Annotated in this window: 17 protein-coding genes; 6 read left to right on the top strand and 11 right to left on the bottom strand. The window is 69.1% G+C overall.

The window, feature by feature from the left end; genetic code table 11:
• Positions 1-115 precede the first annotated feature (115 nt).
• A complete protein-coding gene (locus tag LUX31_RS26490; protein ID WP_235477704.1) occupies positions 116-550 on the top strand; it encodes a hypothetical protein in 435 nt (144 codons plus the stop codon).
• 65 nt (positions 551-615) lie between these two features.
• On the opposite strand, the gene LUX31_RS26485 is transcribed toward LUX31_RS26490, so the two are convergent.
• The 5 genes from LUX31_RS26485 to LUX31_RS26465 form a co-directional block, all read right to left on the bottom strand.
• On the bottom strand, positions 616-1,713 hold the full coding sequence (locus LUX31_RS26485) for a hypothetical protein (protein WP_235477702.1): 1,098 nt from the start codon (positions 1,711-1,713) through the stop codon (positions 616-618).
• Between the two features lie 126 nt (positions 1,714-1,839).
• Entirely contained in the window at positions 1,840-3,291 is a 1,452-nt protein-coding gene (locus LUX31_RS26480) for an aldehyde dehydrogenase family protein (RefSeq protein WP_235477700.1), read from the bottom strand.
• A complete protein-coding gene (locus LUX31_RS26475) occupies positions 3,288-5,021 on the bottom strand; it encodes an N-acyl-D-amino-acid deacylase family protein (protein ID WP_235477698.1) in 1,734 nt (577 codons plus the stop codon). Before LUX31_RS26475 ends, LUX31_RS26480 begins: the two co-directional genes overlap by 4 nt.
• 97 nt (positions 5,022-5,118) lie before the next feature.
• Entirely contained in the window at positions 5,119-6,237 is a 1,119-nt protein-coding gene (locus LUX31_RS26470) for an LLM class flavin-dependent oxidoreductase (RefSeq protein ID WP_235477697.1), read from the bottom strand.
• Between the two features lie 133 nt (positions 6,238-6,370).
• Complete coding sequence (locus LUX31_RS26465) at positions 6,371-7,147, bottom strand: SDR family NAD(P)-dependent oxidoreductase (protein ID WP_235477695.1); 777 nt, start codon at positions 7,145-7,147, stop codon at positions 6,371-6,373.
• A 221-nt stretch (positions 7,148-7,368) separates the two neighbouring features.
• On the opposite strand from LUX31_RS26465, the gene LUX31_RS26460 reads away from it, so the two are divergent.
• Entirely contained in the window at positions 7,369-8,109 is a 741-nt protein-coding gene (locus tag LUX31_RS26460) for a hypothetical protein (protein ID WP_235477688.1), read from the top strand.
• A gap of 113 nt (positions 8,110-8,222) precedes the next feature.
• A complete protein-coding gene (locus LUX31_RS26455) occupies positions 8,223-9,014 on the top strand; it encodes a hypothetical protein (RefSeq protein ID WP_235477687.1) in 792 nt (263 codons plus the stop codon).
• A gap of 60 nt (positions 9,015-9,074) precedes the next feature.
• Here the strand turns inward: LUX31_RS26455 and LUX31_RS26450 are convergent, their stop codons facing one another.
• A complete protein-coding gene (locus LUX31_RS26450) occupies positions 9,075-9,791 on the bottom strand; it encodes a helix-turn-helix transcriptional regulator (protein WP_235477678.1) in 717 nt (238 codons plus the stop codon).
• Positions 9,792-9,916: 125 nt separating this feature from the next.
• The gene (locus tag LUX31_RS26445) at positions 9,917-10,894 is read right to left on the bottom strand and encodes an LLM class F420-dependent oxidoreductase (protein WP_235477677.1); all 978 of its coding nucleotides are present in this window, start codon (positions 10,892-10,894) and stop codon (positions 9,917-9,919) included.
• A 261-nt stretch (positions 10,895-11,155) separates the two neighbouring features.
• On the opposite strand from LUX31_RS26445, the gene LUX31_RS26440 reads away from it, so the two are divergent.
• Together LUX31_RS26440 and LUX31_RS26435 are read left to right on the top strand one after the other, a co-directional pair.
• Positions 11,156-11,869 (top strand): hypothetical protein, encoded by a 714-nt coding sequence (locus LUX31_RS26440; protein WP_235477676.1) that lies wholly within the window; start codon positions 11,156-11,158, stop codon positions 11,867-11,869.
• A gap of 95 nt (positions 11,870-11,964) precedes the next feature.
• Positions 11,965-12,885 carry a transporter substrate-binding domain-containing protein gene (locus tag LUX31_RS26435; RefSeq protein WP_235477674.1) on the top strand — a complete coding sequence of 307 codons (921 nt, stop codon included), beginning with the start codon at positions 11,965-11,967 and terminating at the stop codon, positions 12,883-12,885.
• A 20-nt stretch (positions 12,886-12,905) separates the two neighbouring features.
• On the opposite strand, the gene LUX31_RS26430 is transcribed toward LUX31_RS26435, so the two are convergent.
• The 4 genes from LUX31_RS26430 to LUX31_RS26415 form a co-directional block, all read right to left on the bottom strand.
• Entirely contained in the window at positions 12,906-15,203 is a 2,298-nt protein-coding gene (locus LUX31_RS26430) for a hypothetical protein (protein WP_235477673.1), read from the bottom strand.
• Complete coding sequence (locus LUX31_RS26425; protein ID WP_235477667.1) at positions 15,204-16,046, bottom strand: hypothetical protein; 843 nt, start codon at positions 16,044-16,046, stop codon at positions 15,204-15,206.
• Positions 16,047-16,048: 2 nt separating this feature from the next.
• A complete protein-coding gene (locus tag LUX31_RS26420; RefSeq protein ID WP_235477665.1) occupies positions 16,049-16,891 on the bottom strand; it encodes a vWA domain-containing protein in 843 nt (280 codons plus the stop codon).
• Positions 16,892-17,007: 116 nt separating this feature from the next.
• Positions 17,008-18,267: an amidohydrolase family protein gene (locus tag LUX31_RS26415; RefSeq protein WP_235477657.1), complete on the bottom strand. Its 1,260-nt coding sequence runs from the start codon at positions 18,265-18,267 to the stop codon at positions 17,008-17,010.
• A gap of 200 nt (positions 18,268-18,467) precedes the next feature.
• Between LUX31_RS26415 and LUX31_RS26410 the strand changes: the two genes are divergently transcribed.
• Positions 18,468-21,479 (top strand): AfsR/SARP family transcriptional regulator, encoded by a 3,012-nt coding sequence (locus LUX31_RS26410; protein ID WP_235477655.1) that lies wholly within the window; start codon positions 18,468-18,470, stop codon positions 21,477-21,479.
• The last annotated feature ends 60 nt before the right edge of the window (positions 21,480-21,539 follow it).

Below are 21,539 nucleotides of genomic sequence, written 5' to 3'. Positions count from 1 at the left end.
CACCGCAGCGGCTGGGCAGTGTGGTGTCAGCGGGCCGGATCAGCACTTTGAGTGACGGTCTTCTGCGGCCCGCGAGACGGCGACCGATCCATCCGACAGAAACGGAGACTTCAGCATGCGTACGACAACCCCCGGAAGGTTCAAGGCGGCGGCCCTGTTCGCGGCGGCGACGCTGGCGGCGCTCACGGCGGCGACCGCCCCGGCGCCGGCGCTGGCCGAGGCCCCGGCGGCACCGGCCGCGGCACGCAAGGCCTGTGCGAACGTGGGCGGCGAGAAGAGCGGAGCCAGGGCCGTCACGGCCACCTTCCACAACCGCTCGGTGACCGTGAAGGCCACCGTGAGCGACCACCAGACCGGCTCGACACGGCTGCATGTGAAGGCCATCCAGGGCAGCAACGTCACCGACTACCAGACCAGCGTCTGGGTCAACGACGACGACCGCAAGGTCTCGATGAACCTGGCCGCGGACTCTCCCGGCGGAGCGTCCGCCATCGAGTACTGGACCGAGTCGACGTACGGCACCAGCGGCCACCGCGTCTGCACCCGCTGACCCGGCCGACAGGCCCGGCCGTACGTGCCTTCCAGGCACGTACGGCCGGGCCGTCCCCGCACCGCCTACACCCAGTCGGTCATCCGGAACACGCCCAACATGTCCTGCTCACGGTGGGCCTTTGTGTTGCTGCCCGGGTAGAACGACGTCTCCACACCGACCCAGCCACGGAACTTCCCGTTGTCGTCCAGCACTTGCAGCATCGGCTTCACATGGGAGTTGCCCGAGTGACAGGTCTGTCCGTGTTCCATCGCCAGGCAGGAGCACCAGTGCCAGAGGGTGTCCCGTCGGTCGTGGGCACCGATCCGGGCGAGGTAGTACTGGATGGTGATGTCGATCTTGCGGTCACCGTCCCAGCCGTGGTGCGGACAGCCCGTCCCACCGCAGACGTTCCGCGAACCGGCCGCCTCCCGCAGGGTCATGCAGTAGCTCGGGTTGTCGCACCGGGTGAACTTGGAGTGCGAGAACACCGATCCCGACGCCCTGGGCGAATGATGCGCCGCCGGCCCCTTGTTGCGCCACGACATCCCCTCCAGACGGATCTCCCCGTCGTGCTGCCGCACACTGTCCATCGCCCGCCTGCTGCTGAGTTCGGCCTTGCTGCCGTAGCCGTAACCCGCGTTCGCCCGGGTCGAGTACAGCTGGTCGAGCCGTGTCAGCGTGGGCCTGCTCAGCACCTCCCACTGCTCGGTCCACGCACTCGCCCCGACGCTCCACTTGATCCACAGAACCCGGGCGGCCCTGCCGTGCACGGTCTGGTCCCGCAGCTCGTAGACGCCGGACCGCTTGTCCGTGGCCCCGTCCCGGAATCCGGCCACCGTCTTGACCGGGCAGTTCCGGCGTGCGGCCGTGTCCCACACGCCTCCGGGAGCGCACTTGACGTCCGGAGTGACCCCGGCGTTCACCCGCTCACTCGGCCGGCTCTGCCGCCACAGGCGCATCTCGGCCCGTACGGTCGAGTCCGCGGCGTTGAATCTGTACGTTCCCAGCCGCATCCAGCTGTCCCGGATCCCGGGTTTGAGGTGGGCGGTGGCGACGACGAAGTTCGCTCTGCCGCCGGGCAGTTCGGCCTCGGCCCGGCTGCTGCCCCGACTGGGGGAGGCCGCCGCGGGCAGGGCCGCCACGACGAGTACGGCGGCGAGAAGGTTACGAAGGGTACGCATCACCCCGTCGACGGTGGTCCATCACCCCCGTGCCCGGCGGGTAGACACGGGGTACGTCACCCGGCGCCCCGAAGTACCCGCACGGCTCACCTCGCGCGGACGCGCCCCCGGCACTCCCCTCCACGCTCACCCCGCCCAGACCACCGCCTGCACCTCCCCGTACGCGTGCAGCGCGTACGACCCCACATCGCGCCCCACCCCGCTCCGCTTGAACCCCCCGAACGGCGCCTCCATGTTCCGCCCGACGGTGTTCACACCCACGCCCCCGGCCCGCAGCCGCCGCGCGACGCGAAACGCACGTGCCACATCCCCCGACCAGACGTAGTCGATGAGCCCGTACTCACTGTCGTTCGCCAGCGCGACGCCCTCCTCCTCGTCGTCGAAGGGGATGACCGTCACCACCGGCCCGAAGATCTCCTCACGGGCCACCCGCATGTCGTTCGTGCAGTCGGCCAGCAGCGTCGGGGCCACATAGAACCCCCGGTCGCGCGAAGGCCGTTCACCGCCCGCGACGACCACCGCGCCCTCTTTCCGGCCCAGTTCGACATACGCCTCGACCCGGTCCCGATGCGCGGCCGAGATCACCGGCCCGACCACCGTGCCCGCCGCACGCGGGTCACCCACCTTCAACTGACCGGCGTAGGCCGCCAGTTGCTCCACGACCTGCCCGTACACGCCCCGCTGCGCGAGCACCCGCGTAGGCGCCGTACAGATCTGGCCGCTGTAGAACGAGAACGTCGTGCCGATGCCCAAGACTGCGGACCTGACATCCGCGTCGTCGAAGACGAGTGCCGCGCCCTTCCCGCCCAGCTCCATCAACTGGCGTTTCATACCACGCCCGCACACCTCGGCGATCCGCTGCCCGACTGCCGTCGACCCGGTGAAGCTGACCATGTCGACGTCCGGCGAGTCCACGACCGCCTCGCCGACCCCGACGCCCCGCCCACTGATCACGTTCACGACACCCGGCGGCGCACCCGCCGCCTCCAGCGCCTCCGCCATCCGGTACACCGACAGCGGGTCCTGCGGCGCGGGCTTCACGATCACCGTGTTGCCCATCGCCAGCGCGGGCGCGATCTTGCCTGCCGGGTTGGCCCAGGGGTTGTTGTACGAGGTGATGCAGGTGACCACGCCCACCGGCTGGCGTACGGCCAGCGCGCCCATCACCGCCGCCTTGCCGAACGGTCCCCCCTCGTTGACCTGCGGTGGGATCGCCCACTCGGCCGGCTCCACCTTCGCGTACCGGCGGAACCGGGCCGCGCCCACGCCCACCTGCATCCCGCGCGCGGTCGCGGTCGTGGCGCCGGTCTCCGCCTGGGCGAGGGCGGCGTACGGCGCCAGGTGGCTCTGGATGATGTCCGCCGCCCGCCCCAGTACCGCCGCCCGCTCCTCCGCCGGCATCCGGGACCACGGCTCGAAGGCCTCGCGAGCCGCCGCGGCGGCGGCGTGCGCCTGATCCCGCGAGGCCTCCGGCGCCAACCCGACGACTTCCTCCGTCGCCGGGTCGATCACCTCGTAGTGCCCGTCGGCCGGTTCCACCCACGAGCCCCCGACGAACAGCCGCTGTCCGTCGGTCACTTGGTACTCACCGTGGCCGTGTCCCGCCCGGAGCGGAGCACCTTGCCCGGCACCGCACCCGTGACCGCGTCCCCACGGATCGCCTCAACCCCGTTGACCCACACGGCGGTTATCCCGATCGCCTTCGAGTCGAGACGCGGACTGTCGCCCGGCAGGTCGTGCACCAGGGTGGCCTTGCCGGCGTCGACGCGCTCCGGGTCGAAGAGGACCAGGTCCGCATGGAAGCCCTCCTCGATACGTCCCCTCTCACGCAGGCCGAACAGCCGCGCCGGCTCGTCGGTCAGCATCTGCACCGCCCGCTCCAGCGGCACGAGTTGCCGCCCTCGCAGACAGTCGCCGAGGAACCGGGTCGTGTACGGGGCCCCGCACATGCGGTCCAGGTGCGCACCCGCGTCGGAGCCGCCGAGGAGCACGTCCTCGTGCCGCCAGGTCTCGGCGCGCAGCGCCCAGGACGCCGGGTCGTTGTCGGTCGGCATGGGCCACAGGACCGTACGGAGTTCGTCGGCCACACAGATCTCGACGAGGCAGGAGAAGGGGTCCAGGCCGCGTTCGGCGGCGATGTCCTGCACGACCCGGCCGGTGAGGCCCTCGTTCGCCGCGCTGTAGGTGTCCCCGATGACATACCGCCCGAAGTCCGTCAGCCGCCGGAAAACCCCGGCCTCCTCGCTCTGCGCCCGCCGGACCATCTCCGCCCGTACGGCAGGGTCCCCGAGTTGGGCGATCCGCTCGGGAACCGGGAGCCCCAGCACCGGCCCCCACCCGGGGATCAGGTTCAGCGCGCAGAAGGTGCCGAGGGACATGTTCATCGGCGTGAGGATGGGCATCGTGAGGGCGACGACCCGGCCACCCGCCTTACGGGCACGCTCACTTGCCTCCAGCTGGCGGGGTACGCGGGCCGGTACGGCCGAGTCGATCGTGAGCACGTTCCAGTTCAGCGGACGTCCGGCGACCGCGCTCATCTCGACGAACAGATCGATCTCGTCGTCACTGAACTGGTCGAGGCACCCGGCGACGATCGCCTCGATCTGCGTACCCTCGTGCTCGCCAACCGCCCTGGACAGCGCGATGAGTTCGGCGGGCAGCGCGTGCCGGGACGCCACCGGCTTGCCGTCCCCGTCGGAGTGCGTGGACGACTGCGTGGTGGAGAACCCCCAGGCACCGGCGTCCATGGCCTCATGGAACAGCCGCAACATATCGGCGAGTTGAGCCTCAGTGGGCTGCCCACCCACCGCATCGGCTCCCATCACATACCGCCGCAGCGCACAATGCCCCACCATGAACCCGGCGTTGACCGCGATCCGCCCTTCGAGAGCATCCAGATACTCCCCGAAACCACTCCAACTCCAGGGCGCCCCCTCCTCCAACGCCACCAACGACATCCCCTCGACCTTGGACATCATCCGCCGCGTGTAGTCGGCGTCGTCGGGGCGGGACGGGTTCAGGGGCGCAAGGGTGAAGCCACAGTTACCGGCGGCAACGGTGGTCACCCCATGATTCAGGGAGGGCGTGGCATACGGATCCCAGAAGAGCTGAGCATCGTAGTGCGTATGCGGATCGACGAACCCGGGCGCCAACACCAACCCGGCGGCATCTTCGACGGTCCTGGCGTCCTCGGTGACCTGGGGCCCGATGACCGCGATGCGACCATCCCGCAGCCCCACATCAGCGACGTAGGCAGGGCGACCGGTCCCGTCAACGACGGTAACCCCTCGGATCAGATGATCAAGCAAGGCTGCACTCCTCTCTTACCTGCGCTGGACGCGCCCGATAGGGGCGCGGGGAACTGCGCGAACAACCCCCACGCACCCGCACCCGCCAACGAGCCCCTCAAGCCACCCCTCGGAACCGCGAAGTCCGATGCACAGGATCCGTATCAATCTTCGGAATCACGTGCTCCCCAACCAGCCTGATCGTCTGGAGCGTGTCCTCCCGAGAGATCCCAATAGGCATCCCAAAACTCAACTGGTCGGCGCCAGCCTGCTCCCACCGCTTGCACTGCGTCAGCACCTCATCCGGATCCCCACAGATCAACAACTCCTCGGCGATGAGCAGTTCGATGATCTCCTCGTTGAACTCCGGCAACGTCTCCGGCCACACAGGGAACCCCTCGGGACGAGGAAACGTGTCGTGGTACCGGAACAGCAGCGACTGCAGATAGTGCAGCCCACCGCCGGCGGCAATCCGCACCGCCTCCGCGTGCGTGGGCGCGCACACCGCCGTCGACGTCACCATCACGTTGTCGTTGACGAACTCCCCGACCGGCTCGGCGTCCACGATCGCCGTCTTGTACTGATCCAGCACCCACTCCATGTCGGAGACCTTCTGCACGCTGAAGCCGAGCACGCCCAGCCCCTTGCGCGCGGCCATGCCGTACGAGGGCGGCGAGCCGGCGGCGTACCACATCGCGGGGTGCGAGGGCCCGTACGGCTTGGGGAGGATCTTGCGCGGCGGCAGCGCCCAGTGCTTGCCCTGGAAGCCGACGTACTCGTCCTGCATCCACATCTTGGGGAACTCGGCGATCGTCTCCTCCCAGAGTTCCTTCGTGTGGTTCATGTCCGTGATGCCGGGCATGAAGCCGAGGATCTCGTGGGAGCCGGCGCCCCGGCCGGTGCCGAACTCGAAGCGATTGCCGGTGAGATGGTCGAGCATGGCGACCTTCTCGGCCACCTTCACCGGGTGGTTGACCGGGGCGAGCGGGTTGAAGATGCCGGAACCGAGGTGGATGCGCTCGGTGGCGTGGGCGAGGTAGCCGAGGTAGACGTCGCTGGCGGAGAGGTGCGAGTACTCCTCCAGGAAGTGGTGTTCGGTCACCCAGGCGTACTTGAAGCCCGACTTGTCGGCCTCGATGACGTACTCGGTCTCCTCCAGCAGCGCCTTGTGCTCCGCGAGCGGATCGGTCTCGGCCCGCTTGCCCACGTATCCCTGTACAAAGAGCCCGAATTCCAAGGAGGTTCACCGTCCCCAGTAACCGTTCCCGACGTATCTGACGTAGCGTCAGATTTGTTAGGACGACTGTTCCACCGGCCCATGTGACCGTCAATAGCTGACGGTCAGTCAGCTAGGGGTGGATGGGGGACGGTCAGACGACGGAGACGCCCGCGAGCCACCCCCCGTCGATCACGAACGGCTGCCCGGTGATGTACGAGGAGTCCTCCGAGGTGAGGAACAGCGCGAGCCGCGCCACCTCCTCGGGTCGCCCGATCCGCCCCAGCGGCACGAGCTTGCGGTACAGCTTGTCCAGGCCCCGCGAGGCACCCTCGGCGTCCGCGGCCGGGTCCAGTACGGCCGGGTTGGACATCGCGGTGTCGATCGCGCCGGGGCACATGGCGTTGACCCGTATCTTCCGGCGCGCGAGCTCCAGCGCGGCGACCCGGGTGAGCCCGACGATGGCGTGCTTGCTCGCCGCGTACGCCCCGACCGTCGCCATCCCGGTCACCCCGGTGTACGAGGCGGTGTTGACGATCGTGCCGCCGCCGGCGTCGGCGATGCGCGGCGCGACCGTCTTCACGCCGAGGAAGCAGCCGACCTGGTTGACCTGCACGACCTGCATGAACTCGTCGAGGGGGGTGTCGAGAAGGGTGTTGAAGCGGAGGATGCCGGCGTTGTTGACCAGCCCGTCGATCCGGCCGTACGCCTTCTCGGCGGCGGCGACCGCGGCCTGCCAGCCCGCCTCCTCGCGCACGTCGAGATGGACGTACAGCGCGCCCAACTCCTTGGCCAGCGCCTCCCCTTGATCGTCGAGCACATCCGCCACGACCACCCGCGCACCCTCCGCGACGAAGAGCCGCGCCTCCTGCTCCCCCTGGCCGCGTGCCGCGCCGGTGACGAGTACGACCCGTCCGTCGAGCTTGCCCATGCGGAACCCCTTTCGCAGGCGGGCATCGTATCGCCGTATCTGACGATGCGTCAGACCTGATGAACGCATGTGCCGTGTGTCTTGTGTGCGGGAGCACACACCAAGTAACTGGGGAGTAGGGATATTTGACCCTGTCGCGGGCTCACAGGTCACGCCAATAATCCTTCACGACCGGGTAAAGCAATCACCAAGTACCTCAAGTAACCCCAGGACGGAGCGGCATGGCCAAGAGGCGACTGAAGAACAAGAAGGTACGGCTCGTGGCGATCGGGTCGGCGCTCGCGACCGGTGGCGTGATCATCACCCTCCTTCCGTCGGCGAACGCGGCCGAGGAGAAGACACCCGAGCAGATCATCACGCTGTGCAACAGGGCCAAGGTACTCAACGGTAAACAGCAGTCCATCAACGACTTTGGTGGCCACCCGATCGCCGGCCCGAATTTCGAGTCTGACAACTGCGATTTCGTCGAGACGAATTTCGAGACCTTCGACGGCCCCACGGAGAAGGCCTCGATCGACTTCCCCAACTGCGAACCGAACGCCACCGAACCGGCGAAGGTTTCCATCACATGGAAATCCACCGTGGCCCAGGGCTCGGGCAAGTACACCGCGACCCAACAGGGCGCCGGCGGCGGACTCTTCGGATTTCTGAGCGGGGCCTGGCTCAAGCACAAGGGGACGACCGACATGACCGTGAAGTCGGTGACCGCCGGCGACACGGAGAACCGGGAGGTTCCGGTCGGCAAGGTCATGCACCTGGAGTTCACGCCGAAAATGCAGCGCATGACCGGCGAATGGCGGGTGCGGATCGACGCCAACCCCGGAAGCTTCGCCGTGAACCCCTCCCCGGAGCAGAACTTCGTCGCGTCGGAACTCGTCGAAGGGCCCGCGATCCTGCCGGGCGCCGCCGGGGCGGCGGGCATCGCGGACGGCGTGATCAAGCCGGTCCTGACCGACTGCTGACGACGCCTTCCCATGTCCCGCGCTTCCCCCCACAGCTCCCCCGACCTCACCCGACCCCTCCTCCCACCTGCACCGACACCCTCAACTCCCCCTTCCCCGCAAGGAGACGCACGATGACACGCACCGGCCGCAAGGGACATCACCGGAGCAAGAAGAAGCGCATCGTCATGGCCATGGCCCCGCTCGTGGTCGTCGCGGTGGCCGTTCCGCTGATGAACCAGGCGGGTGCCGCCACCCCCTCCGAGGTGACCAAGGACTGCGCGGAGAACTCCAACAAGCTGGACAACTGCGAGTTCGTCGACGTCCAGTTCAGGAACAACAGCCTGGGCCCGAACCTGCGCGTTTCCACGCCCACCGACAACTGCGGTTCCACGAGCGCCCTCTCGAAGAGCTTCAGTGTGTCCGCGTCGGTGACGAGGTCCATCACACTGGAGGACGGTTTCACCGCTTCCGCCGATTCGAAGCTGGGGAACTCCTTCTTCGAGATCGGCGCCAAGTTCAACACGACGGAGATCAACCTCAAGCGGGACGACACCGGAACCGGATTCGACTTCTCCCGGACCGACACCGTGAAACCCAACCACATCGGTTTCTTCATGTGGTCGGAGAAACGGACCGACGTGAGCGGATTCCTCAGGGCCACGTACAAGGAGGAGCAGGACGGCCAGAAGGTGTTCTTCTCGCCGAGCGAGGGCGGCGCGAGCGTGCACGTCTTCTATCCGCAACTCCTGAAGAACGGCACCCCGGACGGCCGCCTCTGGCTGCGCAACGTCGAGTGCGGAACTCCCCAGGCGAACGGAATCCTGAACTCGGAGAACAGCGTCAGGGCGGAACCCGGATTCGGCGAGGGCGGCGAGAACGTCACGGACGTCGAAATCCCGCTGTCGGAGATTCCGGCGCCGTAGCGAAACCCGAGAGGGAATCGGCAGCCCACAGGGCGACCCCGACTGTTCTCACATGTGTTCTCACATGCGAACAGCCGGGGTCGCCCCCAGCCATCGCAGCACCGCGTCCGTACTCCCCCGGGCGTCCAGCTTGGCGTAGATGTTGCTGAGGTTGTTGCGGACGGTCTTCTCGCTCAGCCGCAGCCGCAGCCCGATCTCCTGGGCGCCCAGGCCGGTCGACAGCAGCTCCATGATCTGCCGCTCGCGCGGCGAGAGCAGGTTCCGCAGCCGTTCCATCGCGTCCCCGGCGACGGCCGCGACACCGGACCCGGCCCCGGCCCCGGATGCCTTCTGGACGCCCTCCCGCAGGGCCGCGCACGCGACCGGCGAGAGGTAGGTGTGCCCGACCGTGGCCGCCATGACCGCCGAGGCGAGCATGCAGATGCAGTAGTCGCCCTCGACCAGATAGCCGGCCCCGCCCCGGAACACCTCGATCACGGTCTCGGTGTCCCGCCGGGGACTGACGACGATCACCGGCACGCTCACGGCCCCCATGGCACTCAGCAGCACCGGAAACGCGCTCGCCGGCTCCTCGCAGCGCAGGACGACGACGTCCACGGCGCCCTCCTCCCGCAGCTCGCGATAGGGCGGCGTCACGTGCAACGCCCGTCCCACGTACGGGTCTTCGGGGTCCGGCCAGCCCTGGTGCGGCCACTCCCCCTCGGCGCAGGCGAGGGCGACGGACAGCCTGGACGGGGACGAGGGCGACGAGTGCTCGACTAACCGGGAAGTGCGCACCGTGCATGTCCTTTCGCCGGAACCATGACGTACGTACGTGTGTGCGTTCATACGTACGCGGCCCCGCAGGGACATGTTCAAAGATTCAAAGAAAACCGGTCAGGCTGTCAGACAGGTGGTCGCTTTCAGCCACCCACCAGCAGCGGAGCCACGTCCGCCCCGAACTCGCCCATCTGGTCGGTGAGTTCGGCAAGACTCCGACTCCGAAAACGCACCTGGATCTGGTGGACACCCATCGCTCCGTACGCCCGCAGCGACTCGGCGAGTACCTCCGGCGTCCCGCTGATCGTCCGCCGCCCGACATCCCACCCGGGCTCACCGACGTACAGCGGCTCGGTGATGGCCCCGATGCTGAACGGCCCCTGCAGACCGGCCTCTTCGCGCATCCGCCGAATCCGGCCGATCTGCTCCCGGAGCCGGTCACGCGGATCGCCCTGCGGCAGCCAGCCGTCGCCCTTGAGCGCGGCACGCCGTACGGCGGCGGGCGACGACCCACCGACCCACAGGGGCACGCGCTCCTGAGCCGGCCGCGGCCGCTGCCCCAGCCCCTCGAAGTCGAACAACTTCCCATGATGCTCAGGGAATTCATCCGCCCCCAGCGCGGCCCGCAAGGCGTCGATCGTCTCGTCGAGCACGGCACCCCGCCGATCGAAGTCGACCCCCAGCACCTCGAACTCCTCCTGCACGTGACCTGCCCCGACCCCGAGGATCAGACGCCCGCCGGAGAGGTGGTCGAGGGTGGCGTACTGCTTGGCGGTGAGAAGGGGGTGACGCAGACCCACGACAGCCACATGGCTGAGCAGCCGGACGCGCTCGGTGACGGCGGCGAGGTGGGCGAGGGTGGCGACGGGGTCGTACCAGACGGTGCTCATCGCGGGGGCGAGGCGGCGCGGGATGGCGACGTGATCGCAGGTCGCGAGGTAGGCGAAACCGGAGGTGTCGGCAGTGCGGGCGATGGTGAGGAGGTCGGCGGGGCCGGCCGAGGCCTCCCAGGGTTCGGTGTAGAGGGTGGACTGGGACTGGATGGGGAGTTGCATGCCGTAGCGGAGGTGTGCGGTGGGGGCCACAGGAAGGGCACCTTCCCTGATCTGACGGTTCGTCATGTACGAACGCCGACATCATGGTCGGTGCTGACGCCTCATCAGACAAGGGGTGGTATTGCTCTCCACCCAGAGATGTCGCGCGGGACGAATCAAGGGAAAAGGACGATCGACTGCGCACTTCGCTCCGAAAATATCCGCTTTTTGTTCATCTTCATCTGGATTCAGGATAGTTATCCTGCTCCATCGCAGGTAACGGCTATTGTCCGCATACGTTTCTGACTTATTCGTCCTACAGAGTGCGGCCCTCGCGGAGAACAAGCCATGATCACACGGCGTCCAGGCTCACCCCGGCACATCGCCAGCCGCACCCCGCACCCGGCGACGGAACAGACGGCGCCCGATCCCTCGCCCAGCCCGCCGCCGCCCTGGTTGCTGCTCGTGCTGGCCTTCGCCGCAGCGACCCTGCTGGCCACCTCCTCGTATCTCTGGGTCGACTGGGGCACACCGGAGGAACGCACGCAGTACGGCACCGTCAGCCTCACGGTCGCCGGAGTGCTGCTGGGCATGCTGGTGAACGTCTTTCTGCAGCTGCCGGTGAAGTCCCTCACCGCCCACATCCTCGCCCTCGCCCTCATGTGCACCGCCGGTGGACTCGTCATCGCCTACATCAAGAACCACCAGCCCATCGACGTGACCGACAAGGTCGTCCTCGGCGAAAGGGGACAGACCGTCGAGGTCCACCCCGACGACGTCTTCGACCTCTCCGTGCCGCTGCCGGAGGAGCGAGACCGCTTGGAGCTGACCCTCAGCGGGAGGGATCTCGATCCGGGGAACGGCTCGGACTGCCTGCCCGGCAGCAAGCTGCACCTCACCGGGGACGGCCTTCCCAGGGACGGGAAGTCCGTCCGGCTCGGCAAGGTCACGAAGGTATCGATCAGCCAGGTGCACGGCACCGTACGGCTCGAAGCCAAACTGACGGCCGATCCCGAGTGCCGCATCCTCATCAATCCGAGTCACGCGGTCATCGACTCCTGACGGGCCCGCGCACGCCACCCGTCCATCCGCCCACTGTGCCCGTTCCCCTCCGTACGCACCCGGTCCGAATCTCGCCACCAAAGGATCCGCCACCCATGCGCCTCGTCACACGTCTGCGCCTTGCCGCCGTGTCCTTCGCCGTGCTCGCCACCGCGTCCTGCTTCGGCCGGGTCGACGACCCCGGCGCGGCGACGCCGTCGGCTCCCGCACCGTCGAACGCCACGTCGACCGCCGCATCGGGCCGGGGCGGTCCGGCCTTCCCCAAGAATGTCGACATCGGTGTCAAGATCGATCAGCCCGGCTTCAGCCAGCTCAACACATCGGCGCACGAGTACTCCGGCTTCGAGCCCGAACTGGCCAAATACCTCGGCAAGCACCTCGGCTTCGCCCCGAACCTCGAAGGTGTGACGTCGAAGAAACGCGAGGAGTGGCTTATCAGCGGCGTCGTCCAGCTCGTGATCGCGACCTACACCATCACGGCGGAGCGGCTGAAGGAGGTCGACTTCGTGGGGCCCTATCTGCAGACCCGGCAGGGCCTGTTGGTACGTGCCGACGACACGGAGATCAAGACCCGGGCGGACACAGCGGGACAGCAGATCTGCACGGTGAGCGGCTCCACGTCGGATCCCGCGATGGGTAATCCGTTCAAGGATGCCGAGTTCTCCTACGAACAGGACTACAAGGCCTGCGTCAAGCAACTCCGGGACGGCAACGTCGACGCCGTCTGGACGGACCGGGTCATCCTCTACGGATTCACCAAGGCCTACGACGACGTCCGCGTCGTGGACAAGATCAAGGTGGGCAAGATCCAGCGGTACGGCATCGGCCTGCCCAAGCATCAGAAGGCACAGTGCGAACGACTGGCCGAGCAACTGCAGAAGTTCCTGGACGACGAGTGGCTCTCCAACTTCGAGGATCGCTTCCCGAACATCGTCGACGCCGAGCCGAACACCTACGAACCGTCGTACAAGCCCGCCGACGGAGATGTCGACACCTACACGGTGTGTACGCCCTAGGGTGGCGGAGCTACCCGGGATCACCGCCCGACAACCAAGAACCGCACATACCTCCCCGCCCCCAAAACCCCCCGAGCCTCCCTCCGAGCCCCCGCCAACTCCCCCACCACCCGCGCCCGTTCCACCTCCGCCCCCGCCAACTGCTTCTGGCGTTGGAGGAGTTCCGCCCGTTTGCGCTGGGTGTCCATGGCTCGCTGCTGGCGTTGGGTGGTGAGGCGGGCTCGTTCGTCGGTGATGCGGCGTTGCAGGGCGGACTTCTTCTGCTGGGACTCCGCCTCGGCCTGTTTGATCTCCGCCCTGTGGGTTCGGCGGAGCGTGGCGATGTCCGTCTTGATCTGGGCCTTCGTCGTCGCGGGCACCGTCGTCGGTGCGGTCGCCCTGGCCCGGCGTTCCAGGCCCTGACGCCAGTCGCTCAGCGCCGTGGCACGGGCCTCGCCGATGCCGGGCACCCGTACCCGCTGGCCGCCGGGACGCACCAGGAACACGACGGACGGGTTGTACGAGAAGTCCACGCCGATGAAGTCCGCGGCTGAACGGATGCCCGCGTCCTGGAGCGCCCGGACCATCTTGGCGCCCATGTTGCTGAGCGACAGCGCCTCCTGGATCGGCGTCCGACGCAGCCTGTCCTGGATGTGCGCCCTGATCGCGGGCTCCAGCGCCTTGTCGAGCAGCCGCCGCTCCTTCGCCGCCAGCCCGGCCAGCTGCTGCTGCGCCTGGTCCGTACGCCGGTTCAGGTCCATGGTGATACGGGACTGGCCGTCGCGCAGCTCGATCTGCAGGGCCTGGATGCGCTGGTCGGAGGCCGTGTTGTCCTTGGCGAGGGCCTCGTCGAGGGCCCGGATCTCCTTCTCCAGGCGCTCGTACGCGCTCGCCGGGTCGGCCAGCTCACGGGAGCGGCGTTTCAGTTCGCGTACGCGCTTCCGCGCCGCCCGGTACTCGGGGCGCCGACGTCGGCCGAGCCCCACCAGCGCGGCGGAGGTGAGCAGGGCCACGCCCTGTGCCGCGGGCAGGACGTCCACGGGCTGGGCGGCGGCGAGGACCAGCGCACCCGGGGTGGAGGTGCTGAGCAGCGCGCCGACGGCCGCGAACAGGTCACCGGCGCCGCGCCCGGCGAAGCCGGCCCGTCCCCCGGCTCCGGCGGCGGGCTGCTGGGCCGGCGTCGGGGTGGCCACGCGGCCCACCATCCACGCCGGGACCCCGGAAGCGGGAGTCGGCGTCGCGGACGCAGGCGGCGTCCAGGACGTGACCGTGGGGCGGCTGCCATTCAGGCCGGCCCCATGCCCATGCCCATTCGCACTCGCCCCCGGCCCCGTCCGTTGGCCCGGTATCCGCACCGCGTCCGCCGTCAGCGGGGGCAGGGCCGACGCCGACTTGCCGAGGAAGCTCTTGACCCGGCTCGCCATGTCCCGTACCCGCCGGTCCGGGTGGGTCAGCAGGACCGGCCAGGCCAAGGACGTCGCCGGTTCCTTGAAGTCCGCCTCGGAGAGGATCAGGAACTCGCCGTGTCTGTCGTGGAGTTGGGTCCACAGGCCGGGGTCGGTGGCCACGGCGAGCAGGGCCAGTTCGATGGTCCAGGCGGAGAAGCGGTCCATGGCGGGGCCGAAGTCGGCGGCCGTACGGGTGGGCGACTGGTAGTTGCGGTGGCCGTTCTCGGTCGCCTGTTCGCCGCGCAGGGCGGGGACGTACATGCCGTCGTAGTCGACGAGGCGGAAGGTGCCGTCGGCGGCCACGAGGAGGTTGCCGTGCTGGAGGTCGCCGTGGGCGATGCCGTGTTTCTCCAGGTCGGCGGTCATGGCCAGGAAGCGGTCGGCGAGGGCGTGCAGGGCGGCCGGGTCGTGGAGGTTGCGTTCGATCCAGCTGATGAGTCCGGTGCCCTGTATCCAGGTCATCTTGACCGCCGGGTACCACTCCCGCCCGACCAGGACGCCCTGTTCGAGGAAGTCGAACCCGACCGGCCACGGCTGGGACAGGCCGCCCGCGCCGATGCCGCCAAGGCCGCTGAGCGCCGCGCTGATGGCGGCGTAGCGCTTGCCGAGCGTCGGGCTGTCCCGGGTGAAGCACTTGAGCGCGTACCGCTGTCCGCTCCTCGCGGTGACGGAGAAGACGCTGGCGAAGTTCCCGGAGATCGCCTTCGGGCCCAGTACCGGGCTCTGTTGGACCGTGCCGTGCTTCAAGTCGGGGTCGCTGAAGCACAGTTCGGGGTGTTGCAGGGCCTCCGCGTAGTTCGCTCCCGTCGGGAACTTCCGGGCCGAGCCGGTTCCGGGGACGGGAACAGGTCCGGGTACGGGTCCGGGGGCACCGCCGGGGGGCACCGCCACCTACGCCTCCGCTCCCACCCTCGCGCGGACGAGCGTCACGTCGTCGTTGCGCATCCGGGCGCGCGCCCGCTGGTCGTCCACCCACTCGGCGAAGTCCTGCTGGTCGAAGTGCGCGAAGGCCGGGAGGGCGGCCGTGGACGCGCTCGCCAGCAGCCAGGCCGCCAACGCGTCCGTCGCGAGCAGGAGTTCGTCGCCGGGCAGCAGTTCGCCCCAGGCCACCCGCATCCGTTCCGCGACCAGTTCCACGTCGTGGTTGCGGCTGCCGAGCAGTTGGGGAGTGATCCCGAACTCCTCGACCGTACTCAGCGGGAAGGACTCCAGGAGACGTCCGTTCCGCAGTTGGAAGAGGCAGCTGTCGCCGAGCGCGAACGCGTACCAGAACCAGCGGGTCGTGCCGTCCTCCAGGACCGTGGCCCGGATCTCGGCGCCCAACACCGTGGCGAACGCGCCCTTCTCCAGGCCGGGTTGCTCGTACCAGGCGATGGGCCTGCCCTGGGCGGCGCGCTCGGCCTGGTAGCGGGTGAGGAAGGCGTCCCAGTGCAGTGCGGAGCGGTCCATCAAGTCCCGTACGAACGTGGGCAGTTCCTGCCACCAGTCACCGGCGAGGCGCATCGACTCGACGGTGTCCTGGACCAGGAGCCCGGCCCAGTCGCGGGCCAGCAGGCTCTCCGAGGCGCCGTCGGACACCGAGGCGTACAGCGACGCGACGGCCCGTCCGGCGCCGTCGACACCCGGCTCGCCGGACTGCCAGCAGTACGCGGCGTCCTCGTACTCCTGGGCGCTGCTGCCCGACTTCTGCGTCCACCACCACTGCGCCCGCGGCAGCGCCGGGATGTCCCCCATGGTCAGCGCAGCTCCGTCGCACGGGTGCCGATGTCGAGGAACTCCACGATCGAGACGATGTCGGCGTTGTAGACGAAGCCCCGGGTGGTCTCGCCGACGCGGTGGCCCTGCGAGGCGGCGTACGAACGCATGTGGCTGGGCAGGACGCTGGACATCTGGAACAGCAACTTCGCGTACGTGTCCGGCAGTTGGTCTTCGCTGTCCGGGAAGGTGATGGGGGCGCCGCCGGTGCCGGAGACGTGCAGGTTGAAGAGGAGGACCGGGCCGTCGGCGGTGGCGTGCGAGGCGAGGCCGATGGCCGCGCTGGTCGGGTCGCCGTCGGTGGACTCGCCGTCGGTGAGGTTGAGGACGATGGGCGGGAAGCCGCTGGGGTGGGTGTCGACCCAGTTCCTGACCAGGGTGTCCGCGTAGCCGAGGGCGCGGGTCATGGGCGTACCGCCGTTGGTGACCGGGTCCATCCACACCGGGAACTGCACGGACGTCTCGACCAGCCCGCCGGCGCCGTCCGGCACCTTCTTCGTACGGCTCTCCACCCGCGCCGGGTTGTTGGCGACCTCGCTCAGCGGAACGAGGTCGCGCCCTGCGAGGACACCCTGGTAGGCGGAGCCGACGTGGTTGTGGCCGTAGCCGATGACGGCGACGTGGAAGTAGTCGCGTACGCCTTCCTCCTTGGCGCACTTGACCGACAGCTCCGTCAACAGCCGGTTGATGGCGCCCGCCACCACCTCGGCCCGTGGCTGTGTCGTCTCACCGCTCTCCATCGGGTCGCTCATGGAGGCGGACTGGTCCACCAGGAAGATGAAGCAGCCCGGGTTCGTCCGGCTGATCTCTGCGGTGTACGGCAACGGACGCCCCCGTGTTTCCCTGGTCAACGCGTGCACAGTCAACGCATGCGCACAAGTCGGTTACTTGTCCCCCAAAGAGAATTCACGGTACCGGACACCCTGCCCCTGTCATGCGGCTACGCGGAATTCCCGGCGCTGCCCGGATCCCACAGCCCGTCCGGCGTCAGCCCCAGCAGCTCGATCGCGTTGCCTCGTACGATCCGCTCCACGACCTCGGGGTCCAGATGCCCCATCTGCCGCTCGCCGACCTCCCTGGAGCCGGGCCAAGTGGAGTCGGAGTGGGGGTAGTCGGTCTCGTAGAGGACGTTGCCGACGCCGATCGAGTCGAGGTTCTTCAGCCCGAAGGCGTCGTCGAAGAAGCAGCCGTAGACGTGCTCGGCGAACAGTTCGGACGGCGGCCGGTGGACCTTGTCGGCGACTCCGCCCCAGCCCCGGTTCTCCTCCCAGACCACGTCCGCGCGCTCCAGGATGTACGGGATCCAGCCGATCTGGCCCTCCGCGTACATGATCCTCAGCTGCGGGAAGCGTTCGAACTTGCCGCTCATCAGCCAGTCGACCATCGAGAAGCAGCAGTTGGCGAAGGTGATGGTGGAGCCGACGGCGGGCGGGGCGTCGGCGGACGTGGACGGCATCCGGCTGGACGAGCCGATGTGCATCGCGATGACCGTGCCCGTCTCGGCGCAGGCCGCGAGGAAGGGGTCCCATTCGTCGCCGTGGACCGAGGGCAGCCCGAGGTGTGGCGGGATCTCGGAGAAGGCGACCGCGCGGACACCCCGGGCCGCGTTGCGCCGGACCTCGGCCGCCGCCAACTCGGCGTCCCACAGCGGGATCAGGGTGAGCGGGATGAGCCTGCCCCGCGCCTGCGGGCCGCACCACTCCTCCACCATCCAGTCGTTGTACGCGCGTACGCCGAGCAGTCCGAGTTCGTGGTCCTTGGCCTCGGTGAAGGTCTGGCCGCAGAAGCGCGGGAAGGTGGGGAAGCAGACGGCGGACTGGACGTGGTTGATGTCCATGTCGGCCAGTCGCTGCGGGACGTCGTACGAACCGGGACGCATCTGCTCGTACGTGATGACTTCGAGCTTGATCTCGTCGCGGTCGTAGCCGACGGCGGTGTCGAGGCGGGTGAGGGGGCGGTGCAGGTTCTCGTAGATCCACCAGTCGCCGATCGGCCCGTCGTCGCCGGGCTGCCCCATGACGGGCTTGAACCGGCCGCCCAGGAAGGACATTTCCTTCAGGGGCGCGCGGACTATGCGCGGGCCGATGTCCAGGTACTTCTTCGGGAGCCGGTCCTGCCAGACGCCCGGGGGCTCCACGGTGTGGTCGTCCACCGAGATGATCTTCGGAAAGGTGCTCGTCGTCTCCGCAGTCGTCTTCATACCAGGCACGGTAGCGCTGATCTGACGAACCGTCAGCTGACTGGCCACCCGTCCCTTTCTGTTGGACCCTGTGCGAAGACAGTGTGAGAACTCTGTGGTACCTCGTGCGCCGAGCTGTGATCGCTGTCTCGACAGCTGACGCATAGGCCAGGGACAAGGCAAACTGCTCTCCTGGTCATGAAGTTCGGCAGGGAGCGGCGATGGGTGACGTACCGGCTGTACCGCGGGTGCCGGCACAGCGGGATCCCAGGGACACTCCGGTGAACCCCTCGGCGGGTTCCCCAACGGCACTGCGCTTCAGCGTGCTCGGGCCGGTACGGGCCTGGCGCGACGAGGAACAGCTGCCCACCGGTTCCCCGCAGCAACGGGCGCTGCTGGCCGCGCTGCTGCTGCGCGAGGGCCGGACGGCCACGGCGGCCGAGCTGATCGACGCCCTGTGGGGCGAGGAGTCGCCGTCGCAGGCGCTGGCGGCGGTACGGACGTACGCCTCGCGGCTGCGGAAGATCCTGGGCTCCGGCGTGCTGCTGAGCGAGTCCACCGGATACGCCATCCGTTCGCTGCCCGAGGGCGCGCTCGATCTGGCGGTGGCGCAGGACCTCGCCACGGAGGCGGAGAAGGCGAAGAACTCCGGGGACCTGTGCCATGCCCGGGACGTCCTGAACAAGGTCCTCGACCTGTGGGACGGGGAGCCGCTGGCGGGCGTGCCGGGCCCCTACGCGGACGCGCAGCGCGTGCGGTTGGAGGAGTGGCGGCTCCAACTCCTCGAATCCCGCCTCGACATGGACCTGGAGCAGGGCTGCCACGCCGAGTCCATCAGCGAGTTGACCGCCCTGACGGCGGCGCATCCCCTCCGTGAGCGGCTGCGCGAACTGCTGATGCTGGCCCTGTACCGCAGCGGCCGGCAGGCCGAGGCGCTGGCGGTGTACGCGGACACGCGCAGGCTCCTCGCGGACGAGCTGGGCGTCGATCCGCGCCCCGGCCTCAAGGAGTTGCAGCGACGCATCCTCAAGGCGGACCCGAGCCTCGCCGAACCCTCCGCCCCGCTCGCGCCCGAGCCCGCCCCGGCCCCTGTACGTCCCGCCCAACTCCCGGCGACGGTCTCGGACTTCACGGGCCGCGCCGCGTTCGTCTCCGAGCTGAGCAAGGTCCTGTCGTCCGCGTCCTCCGCGTCGCCGACGCAGGGCCGGGTGATGGCGGTGTCGGCGCTGGCGGGTATCGGCGGCGTGGGCAAGACGACCCTGGCGGTGCATGTGGCCCACCAGGCCCGTGCCGCCTTCCCCGACGGGCAGTTGTACATCGACCTCCAGGGCGCCGGAACGCAGGCGGCGGAACCGGAGACGGTCCTGGGCGCCTTCCTGCGCGCCCTCGGCACGGCCGACTCGGCGATCCCGGACTCGCTGGAGGAGCGCGCGGCCCTGTACCGCTCGCTGCTGGACGGCCGCCGGGTCCTGGTCCTGCTGGACAACGCCCGCGACGCGGCCCAGGTACGTCCGCTGCTGCCGGGCACGGAGGGCTGCGCGGCCCTGGTCACCTCCCGGGTACGGATGGTGGACCTGGCCGGCGCCCATCTCGTCGACCTGGACGTCATGTCCCCTGAGGAAGCACTCCAGTTGTTCACGCGGATCGTGGGCGAGGAGCGGGTCGCGGCCGAGCGCAAGGCCGCCCTGGACGTGGTGGCGGCCTGCGGTTTCCTGCCGCTGGCGATCAGGATCGCGGCGTCCCGGCTGGCGGCGCGCCGGACCTGGACGGTGTCGGTCCTGGCGGAGAAGCTGGCGGACGAGCGCCGCCGCCTGGACGAACTCCAGGCCGGCGACCTCGCCGTGAAGGCGACCTTCGAGCTGGGCTACGGCGCCCTGGACCGCCAACAGGCCCGCGCCTTCCGCCTGTTGGGCCTGGCCGACGGCCCCGACATCTCGCTCGCGGCGGCGGCGGCCGTACTGGGCCTGCCCGTCGAGGAGGCGGAGGAGATCCTGGAGTCCCTGGTGGACACCTCACTCCTGGAGTCGGCGGCGCCGGGCCGCTACCGCTACCACGACCTCGTACGCCTCTACGCGCGTGCCTGCGCCGAACGCGACGAACACCCGCCGGGCGAACAGGAGTCGGCGATGTCGCGGCTCCTCGACTTCTACCTGGCGACGGTGGCGGCGACGTACCGCATCCAGCGCCCGGAGGACAAGCTGGTCGACCACCTGGAGCACGCGGAGTACCCGGGCCTGACGTTCGCCGACCGGCACGCGGCGCAGGACTGGGTGCACGCGGAGGCGGTGTGCGTGCTGGCCTGCGTACGGCAGTCCGCGAGCCGGCCGCACGCGCTGCGCCGCGCCGCCGATGTCCTGTGGGTGGCGGTGGAGTTGGCCGAGTCGGGCACCAACTCCCGGGAGTACGAGGCGGTGGCGGCGATCGTGCGGGACGCGGCCCGGGCGGCGGACTCCCCGCGCACCGAGGCGCGCGCCCTCACCACCCTGGCCTTCGTGCACCACGTCTCCGGGAGCGACTTCGACTCGGCCGTCCAGGAGTCGGAGCGGGCAACGGAGTTGGCGCTCGCGGCGGACGACCAGTACACCGCGTGCTGGTCGTCCAACATCAGCGGCATCGTCGCGCTCTACCAGAGCCGGCACGACGCGGGCGAGGCCCACTTCACCCGCGCCATCGAGAACTACCGCGCCTGCGCGGACCGCCCCGGCGAGGCCAGCGCCCTGTGCAACCTGTCCCGCATCCACCTCGCCACCGGCCGCACCGACAGCGCGGTCGCCCTGGCCGAGCGGGGCACGGCGATGTACGACGCGATGGGCCACACGGTACGTGGCGCCAACGGCCGTTACGCGCTGGGCCTGGCGCTGACCCAGAGCGGCCGGTTGACGGAGGCCGCCGACCATCTCGACGAAGCCCTACGGGTGTTCAGGGACAGCCGACAGCGCCTGTGGGAGGGCATGACCCTGTTCCGCCTGGCCGAGGTGGATCTCGCGGCGGCCCGGTCGGCACACGCGGCGACCAACGCCGAGCAGGCGCTGACGGTACTGCGCGGCATCGGCGGGGAGTGGCGCCGCGGAAACGTCCTCACGGTCCTGGGCCGGGCCCTGCACGGCATAGGTCAGCTGGACCGCGCCCAGGTGTGCTGGAAGGACGCGCTCGGCATCTTCGAGTCGCTGGGAGCGCCGGAGGGGGACGCGGTACGGGAGCTGCTGGGGCAGCCGACGCGTACGAACCGCTGAAGGTTGCCTGGACAAACCCGACTGTGAGCGGCGTTCATCGTTCGTTTATCGCGGTCCGGC

Source organism: Streptomyces sp. GQFP (genome assembly GCF_021545335.1).
Classification (GTDB): domain Bacteria; phylum Actinomycetota; class Actinomycetes; order Streptomycetales; family Streptomycetaceae; genus Streptomyces.
The sequence above is the reverse complement of the archived record's forward strand: the minus strand, read 5'-3'. Positions and strand labels throughout refer to the sequence as shown.